At 64.4% G+C, this 13,500-nt stretch carries 16 protein-coding genes and 1 other RNA gene; 8 read left to right on the top strand and 9 right to left on the bottom strand.

Features of this window, described 5'->3' with window-relative positions; translation table 11 throughout:
• Positions 1 to 99 (top strand): IS3 family transposase (locus tag CAY82_RS02805; RefSeq protein WP_140399069.1); only part of this gene is annotated, 99 nt, incomplete at its 5' end.
• A 70-nt stretch (positions 100 to 169) separates the two neighbouring features.
• On the opposite strand, the gene CAY82_RS02800 is transcribed toward CAY82_RS02805, so the two are convergent.
• Positions 170 to 1,147: an NADPH:quinone oxidoreductase family protein gene (locus CAY82_RS02800; protein ID WP_087499837.1), complete on the bottom strand. Its 978-nt coding sequence runs from the start codon at positions 1,145 to 1,147 to the stop codon at positions 170 to 172.
• Positions 1,148 to 1,316: 169 nt separating this feature from the next.
• Between CAY82_RS02800 and CAY82_RS02795 the strand changes: the two genes are divergently transcribed.
• Both CAY82_RS02795 and CAY82_RS02790 read left to right on the top strand, forming a co-directional pair.
• On the top strand, positions 1,317 to 1,721 hold the full coding sequence (locus CAY82_RS02795) for a flagellar basal body-associated protein FliL (protein ID WP_025341058.1): 405 nt from the start codon (positions 1,317 to 1,319) through the stop codon (positions 1,719 to 1,721).
• 164 nt (positions 1,722 to 1,885) lie between these two features.
• On the top strand, positions 1,886 to 2,320 hold the full coding sequence (locus tag CAY82_RS02790) for a type II toxin-antitoxin system PemK/MazF family toxin (RefSeq protein ID WP_256576209.1): 435 nt from the start codon (positions 1,886 to 1,888) through the stop codon (positions 2,318 to 2,320).
• 182 nt (positions 2,321 to 2,502) lie between these two features.
• Here CAY82_RS02790 and CAY82_RS02785 read toward each other — a convergent pair whose 3' ends face one another.
• The 4 genes from CAY82_RS02785 to CAY82_RS02770 all read right to left on the bottom strand — a co-directional run bounded on the left by CAY82_RS02785 (position 2,503) and on the right by CAY82_RS02770 (position 7,990).
• Positions 2,503 to 3,615, bottom strand: coding sequence for an ABC transporter permease (locus CAY82_RS02785; RefSeq protein WP_087499835.1), 1,113 nt, complete (start codon positions 3,613 to 3,615; stop codon positions 2,503 to 2,505).
• 1 nt (position 3,616) lies between these two features.
• A complete protein-coding gene (gene rbbA, locus CAY82_RS02780) occupies positions 3,617 to 6,337 on the bottom strand; it encodes a ribosome-associated ATPase/putative transporter RbbA (RefSeq protein ID WP_087499834.1) in 2,721 nt (906 codons plus the stop codon).
• On the bottom strand, positions 6,334 to 7,293 hold the full coding sequence (locus tag CAY82_RS02775; protein WP_087499833.1) for an HlyD family secretion protein: 960 nt from the start codon (positions 7,291 to 7,293) through the stop codon (positions 6,334 to 6,336). The genes rbbA and CAY82_RS02775 overlap by 4 nt, the downstream gene beginning before the upstream one ends.
• Before the next feature lie 247 nt (positions 7,294 to 7,540).
• Positions 7,541 to 7,990 (bottom strand): EVE domain-containing protein, encoded by a 450-nt coding sequence (locus CAY82_RS02770; RefSeq protein WP_046613632.1) that lies wholly within the window; start codon positions 7,988 to 7,990, stop codon positions 7,541 to 7,543.
• 178 nt (positions 7,991 to 8,168) lie between these two features.
• Here CAY82_RS02770 and CAY82_RS26580 point away from each other — a divergent pair, with 178 nt between their 5' ends.
• Positions 8,169 to 8,321, top strand: a complete 153-nt coding sequence (locus tag CAY82_RS26580; RefSeq protein ID WP_170931007.1) for a hypothetical protein — start codon at positions 8,169 to 8,171, stop codon at positions 8,319 to 8,321.
• A gap of 18 nt (positions 8,322 to 8,339) precedes the next feature.
• On the opposite strand, the gene CAY82_RS02765 is transcribed toward CAY82_RS26580, so the two are convergent.
• The 4 genes from CAY82_RS02765 to CAY82_RS02750 all read right to left on the bottom strand — a co-directional run bounded on the left by CAY82_RS02765 (position 8,340) and on the right by CAY82_RS02750 (position 9,728).
• On the bottom strand, positions 8,340 to 8,948 hold the full coding sequence (locus CAY82_RS02765; protein ID WP_087499832.1) for a 5-formyltetrahydrofolate cyclo-ligase: 609 nt from the start codon (positions 8,946 to 8,948) through the stop codon (positions 8,340 to 8,342).
• An 83-nt stretch (positions 8,949 to 9,031) separates the two neighbouring features.
• A non-coding RNA gene (gene ssrS, locus CAY82_RS02760) (6S RNA) lies at positions 9,032 to 9,211 on the bottom strand.
• 17 nt (positions 9,212 to 9,228) lie between these two features.
• Complete coding sequence (locus CAY82_RS02755; RefSeq protein ID WP_087499831.1) at positions 9,229 to 9,549, bottom strand: cell division protein ZapA; 321 nt, start codon at positions 9,547 to 9,549, stop codon at positions 9,229 to 9,231.
• The gene (locus CAY82_RS02750; protein WP_029886233.1) at positions 9,546 to 9,728 is read right to left on the bottom strand and encodes a TIGR02449 family protein; all 183 of its coding nucleotides are present in this window, start codon (positions 9,726 to 9,728) and stop codon (positions 9,546 to 9,548) included. The genes CAY82_RS02755 and CAY82_RS02750 overlap by 4 nt, the downstream gene beginning before the upstream one ends.
• 181 nt (positions 9,729 to 9,909) lie before the next feature.
• Between CAY82_RS02750 and CAY82_RS02745 the strand changes: the two genes are divergently transcribed.
• From CAY82_RS02745 to CAY82_RS02730, 4 genes are read left to right on the top strand one after another with little or no spacing between them, the layout of a single operon-like run.
• The gene (locus CAY82_RS02745) at positions 9,910 to 10,464 is read left to right on the top strand and encodes a YecA family protein (RefSeq protein ID WP_087499830.1); all 555 of its coding nucleotides are present in this window, start codon (positions 9,910 to 9,912) and stop codon (positions 10,462 to 10,464) included.
• 20 nt (positions 10,465 to 10,484) lie between these two features.
• Positions 10,485 to 11,819, top strand: coding sequence for a Xaa-Pro aminopeptidase (gene pepP, locus CAY82_RS02740; protein WP_087499829.1), 1,335 nt, complete (start codon positions 10,485 to 10,487; stop codon positions 11,817 to 11,819).
• The gene (gene ubiH, locus CAY82_RS02735) at positions 11,816 to 13,015 is read left to right on the top strand and encodes a 2-octaprenyl-6-methoxyphenyl hydroxylase (RefSeq protein WP_087499828.1); all 1,200 of its coding nucleotides are present in this window, start codon (positions 11,816 to 11,818) and stop codon (positions 13,013 to 13,015) included. The genes pepP and ubiH overlap by 4 nt, the downstream gene beginning before the upstream one ends.
• Complete coding sequence (locus tag CAY82_RS02730; protein WP_087499827.1) at positions 13,012 to 13,497, top strand: DUF4442 domain-containing protein; 486 nt, start codon at positions 13,012 to 13,014, stop codon at positions 13,495 to 13,497. The genes ubiH and CAY82_RS02730 overlap by 4 nt, the downstream gene beginning before the upstream one ends.
• The last annotated feature ends 3 nt before the right edge of the window (positions 13,498 to 13,500 follow it).

Here is a 13,500-nt window from a genome sequence, read left to right as displayed (position 1 = left end):
GGCCTGGAGGAGTACATCCATTACTACAACCATGACCGCATCAGGCTGAAACTCAATGGCCTGAGCCCTGTCAGCTACAGGACTCAGGCTACTGGCTAAAACTGTCCAACTTTTCGGGGGCAGTCCACCCTGTGGGAGCGGGTTCACCCGCGAAAAGGCCGGAACTGTCTTACCTGGCCAGCACGACCAACTTACCCACAGCCTGACGCTGCCCCAACTTTTCAATGGCAGCCCCTGCCTCAGCCAGTGGATAAGTCTGCGACACCAGCGGCTTCAACTTGCCTTCGGCATGCCAGGCAAACAGCTGCCGGAAGTTGGCCGCATTGTCCTCCGGCTGACGCTGGGCAAACGCCCCCCAGAATACCCCGAGCACCGCCGCGCCCTTGAGCAACACCAGGTTGGCTGCCAGCTGCGGGATGGTCCCGCTGGCAAAGCCCACCACCAGCAACCGGCCATTCCAGGCCAGCCCGCGTACCGCCTGCTCGAACAGCTCGCCGCCCACCGGGTCGTAGACCACGTCCACCCCCTGGCCACCGGTCAGGCGTTTGATCTCGTCACGCAGGCTGGCCTGGCTGTAGTCGATCAGTTCGTCCGCCCCGGCCGCCTTGGCCACGGCCAGTTTTTTCGCACTGCTGGCGGCCGCGATTACCCGCGCGCCCATGGCCTTGCCGATCTCCACCGCCGCCAGGCCGACCCCGCCGGACGCGCCCAGCACCAACAGGGTCTCGCCCACCTGCAACTGGCCACGCTGGCGCAGGGCGTGCATGGAGGTGCCGTAAGTCATGCCGAACGCCGCAGCGGTGGTGAAGTCCATGCTCGCCGGGATCGGCAACACATTGTAGAACGGCACCGCCACCTGCTCGGCAAACGCACCCCAACCGGTCAGCGCCATGACCCGGTCGCCGACCTTGAACGCGCCGGCCTTTTCTCCGACCGCGGCCACCACACCCGCTGCCTCGCCGCCGGGGGAGAATGGCAATGGTGGCTGGAACTGGTACTTGCCTTCGATGATCAGGGTATCGGGGAAGTTGACCCCGGCGGCATGGACATCCAGCAGGATCTCGTTTTTCTTTGGCACCGGGCTGGCCACCTCTTCCAGCACCAGGTTTTGCGCCGGGCCCAGGGTTTTGCACAACACAGCTTTCATCGGGGCTATTCCTTTGCGGGTCGTGGCCGATAAGTGTAGGAGGGCCGCCTGCCCGGTCAACGAGCATGGCCTGCCCTGATGTGCAGGCATAAGTGGCGGCACAAGCCCGGGCTTGGGTTTGAGCGGCATGCTGGGTAAGCTGGCGCCAATTGTAATGAGGAGCGAATTCGTGAAAGCGTGGATCTTGATGGTGCTGGCGCTGCTGCTGCCGGCTGCGGCCATGGCCGAGGAAGCCAAGGAAGGGGCGCCGAAAGTCGCCTACATCAGCCTGAGCCCGCCCTTTGTCGGCAACTATGCCCTCGACGGCAGCCCGCGGCTGCGCGTGTACAAGGCCGACGTGGCCCTGCGCGTGACTGGCGACGAAGCCGCGAAGGCGGTGAAGCACCACGAGCCGCTGATCCGCAACCAGCTGGTGGCGCTGTTCACCCAGCAGTCGGTGGACAGCATGAGCAACGTCGAGGCCAAGGAGCATCTTCGCCAAGAGGCGCTGAAGCAGGTGCAGCAGGTGATGGAAGCCGAAGAGGGCAAGCCGATCGTCGAAGACCTGCTGTTCAACAACCTGATCGTGCAGTGACACTGAAACAGTGTGAGGTCTATCGCTGCTAAGCCGGATTGAAGTCAGGCTTACCCCGGTTGTAGGATCTATCTGTCTTTCCTGTAAGCCCGCCAGTTTTCGGTCTCTGGGGGCATGGCCAAGCTAAATTGTGCCTTGTCTTCAGTTGCTCGAGAGTGTTGGCAATGCCTTTGAAGTACCAGCCGAAAGAGGCGACTGTACTGATGTGCGACTTTTCAGGCTTTCAAGTGCCTGAAATGATCAAGGTGCGCCCCGTCGTCGTTCTTCGCAAGCACAGTCAAAATCACCAGTTAGTGACGATAATCCCGTTAAGCACCACCGCACCGGATCACATGGCAAGGCATCACGTTGTGCTGCCAAGTTATCTGCCTGGCCCGGCCCTGAGGTGCTGGGCCAAGTGCGACATGATCTACACGGTGGCTACCTCCAGATTGGACAGGTGCCGGGTCAGGTCGCGGCAGGGTGGTGCTCGGGAATACATGACCTTTACAATGCGGCCAGAGCATTTCGCCGCCGTGAGGGCTGCTGTTGGCTTTACGCTGGGCTTCACACATCCAGCAACAGTGCAGTCTGTTGTCAGTGTTGCGCTGGATGCGTGATAATCAGCCCGTTCCCGTAAGGGGCTTGTAAGACTCTGCGGATCCTGGTTCAACCAGCAATTACAGAGCCGGGCAGGTATATGGCGATGACAAGCCCACCTGTCTGTGAGTAGGGCGCCGAAAGGCGCCCTTTGTCTTTTTGCTATATTTCCAGTTTCGCAGCGGAATGAGCTTGTAATGGCTCAGGACGCCAGGCTTCGGCGAAACCGCGCCAGCGCCACGCTGAAGAACACCAGGCCGATCACGGCCAGCGCCAGGATGTCTGGCCACACCACCGTCCACCCGGCATCACGGAACAGGATTGCGGCGCCAAGGCTGACGAAGTGTGTCGACGGCGACCCCTGCATCACCCACTGCAGCCACTGCGGCATGCTGTCCAGCGGCGTGCTGCCGCCGGACAGCAACAGCATCGGAATGATCACCGGGATCGCCAGCAGGCCGAACTGCGGCGTCGAGCGCGCCAGGGTGGCTAGGAAAATGCCCAGCGCGGTACTGGCGAACAGGTACAGCGCGGTCACGGCCAGGAACAACCCCATCGAACCGGACAGCGGCACGCCCAGCGCGCCCTTGACCACCACCACCAGCGAAATCCAGGTGCAGATCACCACCACCAGCGCGTTGCTGGCGATTTTCGCCAGCATGATTTCCAGCGCGGTCAATGGCAGCACCAGCAGGTGGTCGAGGGTGCCGTGCTCGCGCTCGCGCAGCAGCGCGGTGCCGGTGAGGATGATCGCCAGGATAGTGATGTTGTTGACGATCTGGATCACCGCCAGGAACCAGCCACCCTCCAGGTTGGGGTTGAACAGGGCCTTTGCACTGATCGCCACCGGGCTTTGCGTGTTGCTCCGCTGGCTGTAGTCGAGCAGCTCGCGCTCGAAGATGCGGCCGATGTAGCCGGCACCCATGAAGGCCTGGCTCATGGCCGTGGCGTCGACATTGATCTGCAGTTCCGGCGAGCGCCCGGCCAGCAGATCGCTCTGGAAATTCACCGGCACGTTGATCACGAAAGTGTACTGGCCGCTATCCATGGCCTGGTCCAGGCGTTGCGGTGCCAGCGGCACGGCAGGCTGGAACTCGGGCGGTTGCAAGGCTTCGCCGAGTTTGCGCGAAACCAGGCTGTGATCTTCGTCCACCACCGCGACGCTGGCGTTGTGCACGCCGATCACCGAGCCGGCTGCCGGCATGTAGATGGCCACGCTGAAGGCGTACAGCAGGAACAACAGCAGCACGCTGTCATGGCGCAGGCTGGTCAGCTCTTTCAGGCCCAGGCGCAGGGTGTGGTTCAGGTGCGACATCTCAGGCCTCCTGCTTCTTCAGCATGGCCAGGCTCAGGCCGGTGAACACGGCAAAGAAGCTCAGCAGGATCAGGCACTGCGACCACAGTTCGCGCAGGCCCAGCGCCTTGGTGAAAGTGCCGACCGCGATGTCGAGGAAGTAGCCCGCCGGGAATAGCTGGCCCATCACCGCTGCCGCGCCGTCAAGCGACGAGCGTGGCACGATCAGCCCGGAAAACTGGATGGTCGGCAGGCTGGTGATGATCATGGTGCCCAGGATGGCGGCGATCTGGGTACGGGTGAAGGCCGAGATCAGCAGGCCCAGGCTGGTAGTTGCCAGCAGGTAGGCGACGCCGCCACAAGCCAGGGCCAGCACACTACCCTTGAGTGGCACGGCAAACAGCCAGCGGTTCATCGCCACCAGCAGCGCCAGGTTGACCAGGCTCACGGCCAGGTAGGGCATCTGCTTGCCGAGCAGGAACTCCAGGCGGGTGAGGGGCGTGGCGTAGAAGTTGGTGATGGAACCGAGCTCTTTCTCGCGGACAATGCCCAGCGCGGTGAGCATGGCCGGGATGAAGGCCAGGATCAGCGCCATCACCCCGGGGCCGATGGCGTTCACGCTGACCACATCCTGGTTGTAGCGAAAACGGGTTTCCAGGCGTACCAGGTCCTGGCGCGGCTGCGGTTGTGGGCTGGCCTTGGCCAGTTGCTCGAGGTTGGCCTGGTGCACGGCTTCCACGTAGTTGCGGCTGGTTTCCGCGCGGAACGGCATGCCGCCGTCGAGCCAGGCGGCCACCACCGGTTGGCGTCCCGCATAAAGGTCGCGGCCAAAGCCGGGCGGAATTTCCAACGCCAGTTTGATTTCCGAGCGCTGCAGGCGCTGGTGCATTTCGCGTGTGTCGCGGATGGGAGCCTGCTCGGCGAAATAGCGCGAACCACGGAAGGCTTCGAGATAGGCTCGGCTTTGCGGGCTCTGGTCCTGGTCGTATACGGCGAAGGCGAGGTTTTCCACATCCAGGGAAATGCCATAGCCGAAGATCACCATCATGAACATCGCGCCCAGCAGGGCGAAAGCCAGGCGTACCTTGTCGCGCAACAGCTCCTTGCCCTCACGGCTGGCCACCGCCAGCAGGCGACGCAGGCTGAAGCCTCGGGGCCGTGCTGGCACAGGCGTGGCGGCCTGTTCCAGCACGGAGTTGTCGCTGGCTTGTGGCGCCAGTTCCTGGGCTTGTTCCAGGCAGCGCACGAACGCGTCTTCCAGGGTGTTGCCCTGGTACTGGCGCTGCAGGGCATCCGGCGTGTCGCAGGCTAGCACCCGGCCGGCATGCATCAGCGAGATGCGGTCGCAACGTTGGGCTTCGTTCATGAAGTGGGTGGACAGGAAAATGGTTACACCCTGCTCGCGTGACAGCTCCACCAGCAGGCGCCAGAAATCGTCGCGAGCGGCCGGGTCGACGCCGGAGGTGGGTTCGTCGAGGATCAGCACTTCCGGGCGGTGCAGCACCGCGACCGCCAGTGACAGGCGCTGGCGCAGGCCCAGGGGCAGGGCGCCTGACGGCTGGTCGGCGATGGCGCTCAGGTCGAAGCGTTCGATCAACTCGTCGATGCGCTGGGCGCTCTCGGCCTTGGGCAGGTCGAACAGGCGGGCATGCAGGGTCAGGTTCTGCCGGGTGCTGAGCTCGCCATACAGCGAAAAACTCTGCGACATGAAACCGACCCGCTTGCGCGTGGCCAGGTCGCTGGCATCCACCGGGCAGCCGAGCAGGCTGGCGCTGCCCTCGCTGGCCGGCATCAGGCCGGTGAGCACTTTCATGGTGGTGGTCTTGCCGCAGCCGTTGGAGCCGAGGAAGCCGAAGATCTCCCCGCGGCCAATGGCGAAACTGACCTTGTTCACTGCAGTGAAATCGCCAAAGCGCAGGGTGAGGTCGTGGGCCTCGATGGCGACCGGGCTGTCAGTGGCCGGGCGTGGCGGGATGATGAGTGGCGGGTGTTGCGCCTTGCCCGCACCCTGATAGTGGGTGAAGGCGTCGTCCAGCTTGCCGCTGGGGGTGACTGCGGCCAGTTCATGGCTGGGGCCTGCGGCCAGCAGGCGGCCGCCATCGAGCATCAGGCAATGCTCGAACTGTTCGGCTTCCTCCATGTAGGCGGTGGCCACCAGCAGGGTCAGTTGTGGGCGCTGCGCGCGCACCTGTTCGACCAGCTCCCAGAAGCGCCGCCGTGACAGCGGGTCGACGCCGGTGGTCGGCTCGTCGAGGATCAGCAGGTCCGGCTCGTGGATCAGTGCGCAGCACAGACCCAGCTTCTGCTTCATGCCGCCTGACAGCTTGCCCGCCGGGCGCTCGGCAAAGCGCTGCAGGTCGGTGGCCTGCAGCAGGTTGGCCATGCGCTGTTCGCACTCGCGGTGGCCGAGACCGAACAGGGTAGCGAAAAAGCGGATGTTTTCGCTGATCGACAGTTCCGGATACAGGTTGTTGCCCAGCCCCTGTGGCATGAAAGCCACTTTCGGGTAAAGCGCCGCGCGATGACGCCGCTTGCGGATCGAGCCGCCCAGCACCAGCAGTTCGCCCTGTTGCAGGCGCTTGACGCCGGCGATCAGCCCCAGCAGGGTCGATTTGCCAGCCCCGTCTGGGCCGATCAGCCCGCAGCGGGTGCCCGCCGGCAGGCTGAACTCGAGGGGGTGCAGGGCCACCAGGTCGCCATAGCGATGGCTGAGGCCCTCGGCCAGCAGTGCCGGGGTGCTCATTGCAGGTTGGCCGGCCAGTCCACCTCAGCCGTGCGTACATAGCCGGCGCCTGGCATGCCCGGCTTGGCCTGCGGCACGGCGCCCGGGTCGCTCAGGCGCAGCTTGACCCGAAACACCAGCTTCTGCCGTTCGTCGCGGGTTTCCACCTGCTTGGGGGTGAACTGGGCCTTGGCCGCGACAAAGGCCACCTTCGCCGGCAGCGCCCGCTCGGGCAGGGCGTCGAGCACGATCCGTGCCTGGTCGCCGATAGTCAGGCGGCCGCTGGTTGAGGCCGGCAGGTAGAGGTTCATGTACTGGTCGCTGGGGTCGATCAGCATCAGTACGCGGCCACCGGCACCCAGCACTTCACCGGGCTCGGCCAGGCGTAGCTGGATGATGCCGTCGATCGGCGCACGCAGGCTGCTGTCGTCGATTTCGCTGGTAAGCTGCGCCACCTGGGCTTCGGCGGCGCCGATGGCGGCCTTGATCGCCGCCAGTTGGGCGCGGGCGGCGACCAAGGCGGCGTTGGCCGTGTCGAAGCGCGCCTGCTGTTGGTCGAGCAATTGCTGGCTGGCGTATTTGCGCTGGAAGATCTCGCGCACGCGCTTGAGTTCCTGGCTGGCCAGCAGCAGTTCGCTCTGGCGCAGTTGTACGCTGGCCTGGGCGGCGGCGTAGTTTTCCCTGGCGCGCAGCACTTCGGCTTCGGCCTGGTTGCGCTGGGCTTCCATGGTGCGGGTGTCGATACGCGCCAGCAGTTGGCCGCGGCTTACCTTGTCACCTTCGTCGACCAGCACCTCGGCCAGGCGGCCGGGGATCTTGCTGGCGATCTGCACTTCGGTGGCTTCCAGGCGGCCGTTGCCCATGCTCAGGCCTTCGGGCAACTGGTCGTGGAGCGACTTCCAGTACCCCAGCCCACCGGCTGTTGCGAGTAGGGCGATCAGCGCGGTGGCGAAGATCCTGGGGGCGTATCGGTTCATCGTTCTGCATCCTTGCGGTCATGCACATTGCATCATGGCCCGCGGCCATGAGCAGCGTGTTGATATCAATCAAAGGTCCCCACAGTCCCTGTAGGAGCGGCCTTGTGTCGCGAAAGGGCTGCAAAGCAGCCCCGGCAATTCATGAGGTGACGCTGATATCCTGGGGCCGCTGCGCGCCCCATCGCGACACAAGGCCGCTCCTACAGGGGACCGCGCTGGTCAGCAAGATCTGACCTTAGCCGCAGTTTCAACGCAAAGCGACAATCACTGCCCATTGCTCTGGCGTCACCGGCATCACAGACAGGCGGCTGCCTTTCTGCACCAGCGGCAGTTCGGCCAGGCCTGCCTGCTGTTTCAGCCAGGCCAGCTCCAGCACCCGTGGCAGGGTTTGCACATGGGCTACATCCACCGCGCTCCACGGGTTCTTGTCGGCCGTGGCCTTGGCATCGTAGTAGTGGCTTTGCGGGTCCAGCGCGGTCGGGTCGGGGTAGGCAGCGCGAGTGATCCTGGCAATGCCAGCGATGCCCGGCTGCGGGCAGCTGGAATGGTAGAAGAAGAACTCGTCGCCAACGCTCATGGCCCGCAGGAAATTGCGCGCCTGGTAGTTGCGCACGCCGTCCCAGCGCGCTTCGCCGAGGCGGCCGAGGGCTTCGATGGAGAGCTCGTCGGGCTCGGATTTCATCAGCCAGTAGGCCATGGATGCTGCTCCTGAAAAGGTTTGAAATAACCTGTTGCACGAAACCGACAGCCGGTTGGCGTCAAGGTTTGCGTGCAGACGCAGGTTGTCGGAAAATGCGCCCCGTTTAAAGCGCGATGCTCCGGCGATACCCAGAAAGTCGCCGAGCCTGAACAGTTTGCCTGGGGGGCAATCTTCGATGAATCAACGTAACAAGCCGGATCTGCTGTGGGTCCTGGTGTTCATTTTCGGCCTGGGTGTGGTCACTACCGGTTATGCGCAAGGGTTCTGGGAGCGCAAGCTGGATAACGCCTATCAGATGCCGGTCGACCCCAGCCAGCCGCAACGTTGATGCCCCCGCCGGCGCCGTTCAACGCGGCGCCAGGTACCAGCCACGGTCCGAGACCGTCCCCTGCAGCGGTACATCCCAACTGGCCTGAGCCAGCCGCTCGACCTTCTGGCATTCATGCGCCAGCCCTAACAGCAATGGTTTTTTCCAGGTCTGGCGACGCGCCTGGTAGGCCAGGCTGCGATCATAGAAACCACCGCCCATTCCCAGGCGTCCGCCCACTTCATCGAAACCGACCAGCGGTAGCAGGATCAGGTCCAGCGACCAGATCGGGCGCTGGCGCTTGCGCTCGGTGACCGGCTCGGGAATGCGAAAGCGATTGGGCTTGAGCTTCTCGCCGTGCTCGAAGCGCTGGAACACCATGCGTGTGCGCGGCCAGGCGTGCAGCACCGGCAGGTAGGTGCGCTTGCCACGGCGCTGGGCTTCGCGCAGCAGCAGGTAAGGGTCGATTTCGCCGTCGTTGGGCAGGTACAGGGCAATGTGTCGGGCGCGGCGGAACAACGGGTGCTGCGCCAGCTGGCGATACAGGCCAAGGGCGGCCTGGCGTTGCTGGGCTGGGGTGAGGGCGCGACGGGCATTGCGGAGCAGGCGACGGAGCTGGGGGCGGGTGAGCGGCGCGGTGTCGGTCATGGCACGGGCTATCCCAGGTGTGCTGGCCAACGCTCAGGTCGGCCAAAACTAAATGCCCGCCGAAGGGGCGGGCAAGAGAATTCAGGCTCCCCGATAAGACCGCTATCGGTGTAGCCCTTGAACCCGAAAGTTCAAGGTGGAGATTGCAGGGGGCGTTAAGGCTTTCCGTCGGGCGGACATGCACACCGGCCCCAGCGTGCAACCCCCGTGGTTGTGCGTATCGGCTCAGGGACATAACCGACTGGCGCATCCCCCAGGGAGTGGCGCCAGTATACCAATCTCAGCCGATTTTGGTATCCGCGTCGTCGGACAGTGCCTGGTCGACCCGTTCCAGCAGATCGCGCACCTGTTCGCGTGTGGTGCCGCCTGCCGGGGCCGCGTTGCGGTCTTCCTGGCGGTGCAGCATTTCGTGGGTGATGTTCAACGCGGCCATGACCGCGATCCGATCGGCGCCGATCACCTTGCCGCTGCTGCGGATCTCGCGCATCTTGCCGTCCAGGTAGCGCGCGGCGCTGACCAGGTTGTTGCGCTCTTCCGGCGGGCAGATGATCGAATACTCCTTGTCGAGGATCTGCACGGTGACGCTATTGCTTGAACTCATGAGTCTTGCTCCAGAGCCTTGAGGCGTAAAATCATCGACTCGACCTTGCGCTTGGCGATTTCGTTCTTTTCGATGAGGTGGGCGCGCTCTTCGCGCCAGGATTTTTCCTGAGCTACTAAGAGTGCATTTTGCCGTTTTAGTTGCTCGACACGTTCGATCAGCAACTCGAATCGGCTCATCAGTGCCTGCAGGTCGTTCTCTTGCGTGGGTTGCACTCGATTCGCTCCGTCGTTGAGTCACCTGGCGATGATGCCTCTCTCTGGGCGGCGACGGCCAGTGCCGATGGTCTTGGCGCGCCTGCCGGTGCTAGGATACAAGGTCTCCATTCTAGTCATTGCGCCGTCTGGCGCCTAGCTGCCCATGCCCAATACCCAATCGCCCTACATCGCCTTCGCCATGCTGCTGTCCAGCAATGGTCATCCTGTTACTCCGGCCGAACTGCACGGCCTGCTGATCGGCCGCAGCTGCGCCGGTGCCGGTTTCGACGCCGACGGCTGGCTGGCCGATGCCGCCCAGTTGCTGGAAACCGAACCCGTTGACACCGTGCGCAACGCCCTGGTCGGCCTGCAGGAAATGGTCAAGGGCGAGCTGACCAGCGACGACATGGCGATCGTCCTGCTGCTGCCTTCCGACGACGCCGCCCTGAGCGACCGCGCTACCGCGCTGGGCCAGTGGTGCCAGGGCTTCATTACCGGTTTCGGCCTGAATGCCGGTGGCAAGGACCTGTCCGACGAGGCCAAGGAAGTACTGCAGGATCTGGTGGCCATTTCCCAGGTCCAGGAAGCCCTCGAAGAGTCCGAGGATGGCGAGGGCGACTACATGGAAGTCATGGAATACCTGCGCGTGGCGCCGCTGCTGCTGTTCTCCGAGCTGGCCAAGCCTGCCGCCCCCGCGCCCAAGCCATCGCTGCACTGACAAACCGGGGTAGTCTGCCCATGAGCCACATTCCCAAGGCCGAGTATGCCCGTCGGCGCAAGGCGCTGATGGCGCAGATGGTCCCCAACAGCATCGCCATCCTGCCCGCTGCCGCGGTTGCCATCCGCAACCGCGACGTCGAGCACGTGTACCGCCAGGATAGCGACTTCCAGTACCTCAGCGGTTTCCCCGAGCCCGAGGCGGTGATTGCGTTGATCCCGGGGCGCGAGCATGGCGAATACGTGCTGTTCTGCCGTGAACGTAACCCCGAGCGCGAGCTGTGGGACGGCCTGCGGGCCGGCCAGGAAGGTGCGGTGCGCGATTTTGGCGCCGACGATGCCTTCCCCATCACCGACATCGACGAGATCCTGCCGGGCCTGATCGAAGGCCGTGAGCGGGTGTACAGCGCCATGGGCAGCAACCCCGAGTTCGACCGCCGGCTGATGGACTGGATCAACGTCATCCGCTCCAAGGCCCGCCTGGGCGCCCAGCCGCCGAACGAGTTCGTTGCGCTGGATCATCTGCTGCACGACATGCGCCTGTATAAATCGGCGGCGGAAGTGAAGGTGATGCGCGCTGCCGCGGACATCTCGGCGCGGGCCCACGTGCGGGCCATGCAGGCCTGCCGGGCCGGGTTGCACGAATACAGCCTGGAAGCCGAGCTGGACTACGAGTTCCGCAAGGGCGGAGCGAAGATGCCGGCCTATGGCTCGATCGTCGCGGCCGGGCGCAATGGCTGCATCCTGCACTATCAGCAGAACGATGCCCCGCTCAAGGATGGCGACCTGGTACTGATCGATGCCGGCTGCGAGATCGACTGTTACGCCAGTGACATCACCCGTACCTTCCCGGTCAGCGGGCGGTTTTCGCCCGAGCAAAAGGCCATCTACGAGCTGGTGCTCAGGGCCCAGGCTGCGGCGTTTGCCGAAATCGCCCCCGGCAAGCACTGGAACCACGCCCATGAGGCGACCGTGCGAGTCATCACCGAGGGCTTGGTGGAGCTGGGCTTGCTGACGGGAGAGGTGCAGGCGTTGATCGACAGCGAGGCCTATCGTGCCTTCTACATGCATCGTGCCGGGCACTGGTTGGGCATGGATGTGCACGATGTGGGCGAGTACAAGGTGGGCGGCGAGTGGCGGGTGCTTGAACCCGGCATGGCGCTGACCGTCGAGCCGGGCATCTACATTGGCGCCGACAATCAGGCCGTGGCGAAGAAATGGCGCGGAATTGGTGTAAGGATCGAGGACGACGTGGTAGTGACCAGGCAAGGCTGTGAAATCCTGACTTCGGGTGTGCCGCGCACGGTCGCCGAGATCGAGGCGCTGATGCAGGCTGCCCGCAAGGACGCGGCATGAATCGGGTAAACCTGGCGATCATCGGTGGCGGCCTGGTGGGCGCAAGCCTGGCCCTGGCTCTGCAGGCCGGATCCAAAGCGCGAGGCTGGAAGATTCTGCTGATCGAGCCGTTCGCCCCCGGTGACAGCTTTCAGCCCAGCTACGATGCCCGCTCGTCGGCACTGTCGTTTGGTACCCAGCAGATTTACCAGCATCTGGGCCTGTGGCAGGCCATCGGCCATCGCGCCGAGCCTATTCGGCAGATTCACGTGTCCGACCGCGGCCGCTTCGGTGCCACCCGCCTGGATGCCCTGGAAGAGGGCGTGCCGGCGCTTGGCTATGTGGTGGAAAACGCCTGGCTGGGCCAATGCCTGTGGCAAGGGCTGGACAGCGAGGTGGTGAGCTGGCGTTGCCCGGCGGAAGTGGCTGCGATGCAGGCCATCGAAGGCGGCTACCGCCTGCTGCTGAACGACGACACCCAGTTGGAATGCGACCTGGCGGTACTGGCCGACGGTGGCCGCTCCGGCCTGCGCGAACAACTGGGCATCCACGTGCGCCACACGCCTTACCAGCAGAGCGCGCTGATCGCCAATATCACCCCGGGCGAGGCCCATGGCGGCCAGGCCTTCGAGCGCTTCACCGAAGAAGGCCCCATGGCCCTGCTACCGCTGCCGGATAACCGCTGCGCGCTGGTCTGGACCCGCCAGGGCATGGACGCGCGGCGCCTGGCCGACATCGACGAGCGCAATTTCCTGCGCGAATTGCAGGGCGTTTTCGGCTATCGCCTGGGCGCCTTGCGCCAGGTCGGCGCGCGGCATCTCTACCCACTCTCGCTGATCGAGGCACAGGAGCAGGTGCGGCCGCATCTGGTAGTGCTGGGCAACGCTGCGCACAGCCTGCACCCCATTGCCGGCCAGGGCTTCAACCTGTCGCTGCGTGACGTGCAGGCACTGGCCGAGGCGCTGCTGGCCGGCCCGCAGCAGCCGGGCGACCTGACGACGTTGCAGGCCTACCAACAGCGCCAACGCCTGGACCAGGCCATGACCATCGGTTTTTCCGACCAGGTCACCCGCCTGTTCGGCAGTGGCCAGCCGTTGCTGGCCGCCGGGCGCAATCTCGGTCTGCTCGGGCTCGACCTGCTGCCACCGGCCAAAAGCTGGTTCGCCCGCCAGGCCATGGGGCTGGGCACACGCCCCGATCCGCGAGGTCAGGCATGAGTGACAACGCGCGAAGGCTGGCGCGTCGGGCGCGCCTGTTGCGCTGGCGGCTGAACCTGTTCCCGCCGCACCTTGGCGCTGGTATCCGCGTGCAGCACATCAGCCCGGACCTGCGCAGCGTCAAGGTGGCGATGAAGCTGACCCGCTGGAACCGCAACTACGTCGGTACCCAGTGCGGTGGCAGCTTGTACGGAATGGTCGACCCGTTCTACATGCTGCTGTTGATCGAGCAGCTTGGGCGTGACTACATCGTCTGGGACAAGGCCGCCAGCATCGATTTCATTTCGCCGGGCAAAGGCCCGGTGTATGCCGAACTCCACGTCGATGACGCGCTGCTGGACGAAATCCGCCAGCAGACCGCCACCGGCAAGAAGTGCCTGCCGCGTTTGCAGGTCGATATCCGCGACGGCGCCGGCGAGCTGGTGGCGCGGGTCGATAAAACTCTATATGTGCGGCTCAAGCCGCAAGCGAGGCAGGCGTAAGGC

Origin of the sequence: Pseudomonas sp. SID14000 (assembly GCF_002165135.1) — a bacterium.
GTDB lineage: Bacteria > Pseudomonadota > Gammaproteobacteria > Pseudomonadales > Pseudomonadaceae > Aquipseudomonas.
This window is presented reverse-complemented; position numbering and strand designations above follow the sequence as displayed.

Excerpts from the sequence above, each read along its gene's own strand:
- CAY82_RS02800 (WP_087499837.1), bottom strand. The coding sequence starts at position 1,147 with ATGAAAGCTGTGTTGTGCAAAACCCTGGGCCCGGCGCAAAACCTGGTG.
- CAY82_RS02790 (WP_256576209.1), top strand. The coding sequence starts at position 1,886 with ATGCCTTTGAAGTACCAGCCGAAAGAGGCGACTGTACTGATGTGCGAC.
- CAY82_RS02785 (WP_087499835.1), bottom strand. The coding sequence starts at position 3,615 with ATGTCGCACCTGAACCACACCCTGCGCCTGGGCCTGAAAGAGCTGACC.
- rbbA (WP_087499834.1), bottom strand. The coding sequence starts at position 6,337 with ATGAGCACCCCGGCACTGCTGGCCGAGGGCCTCAGCCATCGCTATGGC.
- CAY82_RS02775 (WP_087499833.1), bottom strand. The coding sequence starts at position 7,293 with ATGAACCGATACGCCCCCAGGATCTTCGCCACCGCGCTGATCGCCCTA.
- CAY82_RS02770 (WP_046613632.1), bottom strand. The coding sequence starts at position 7,990 with ATGGCCTACTGGCTGATGAAATCCGAGCCCGACGAGCTCTCCATCGAA.
- CAY82_RS26580 (WP_170931007.1), top strand. The coding sequence starts at position 8,169 with ATGAATCAACGTAACAAGCCGGATCTGCTGTGGGTCCTGGTGTTCATT.
- CAY82_RS02765 (WP_087499832.1), bottom strand. The coding sequence starts at position 8,948 with ATGACCGACACCGCGCCGCTCACCCGCCCCCAGCTCCGTCGCCTGCTC.
- CAY82_RS02755 (WP_087499831.1), bottom strand. The coding sequence starts at position 9,549 with ATGAGTTCAAGCAATAGCGTCACCGTGCAGATCCTCGACAAGGAGTAT.
- CAY82_RS02750 (WP_029886233.1), bottom strand. The coding sequence starts at position 9,728 with ATGAGCCGATTCGAGTTGCTGATCGAACGTGTCGAGCAACTAAAACGG.
- CAY82_RS02745 (WP_087499830.1), top strand. The coding sequence starts at position 9,910 with ATGCCCAATACCCAATCGCCCTACATCGCCTTCGCCATGCTGCTGTCC.
- pepP (WP_087499829.1), top strand. The coding sequence starts at position 10,485 with ATGAGCCACATTCCCAAGGCCGAGTATGCCCGTCGGCGCAAGGCGCTG.
- ubiH (WP_087499828.1), top strand. The coding sequence starts at position 11,816 with ATGAATCGGGTAAACCTGGCGATCATCGGTGGCGGCCTGGTGGGCGCA.
- CAY82_RS02730 (WP_087499827.1), top strand. The coding sequence starts at position 13,012 with ATGAGTGACAACGCGCGAAGGCTGGCGCGTCGGGCGCGCCTGTTGCGC.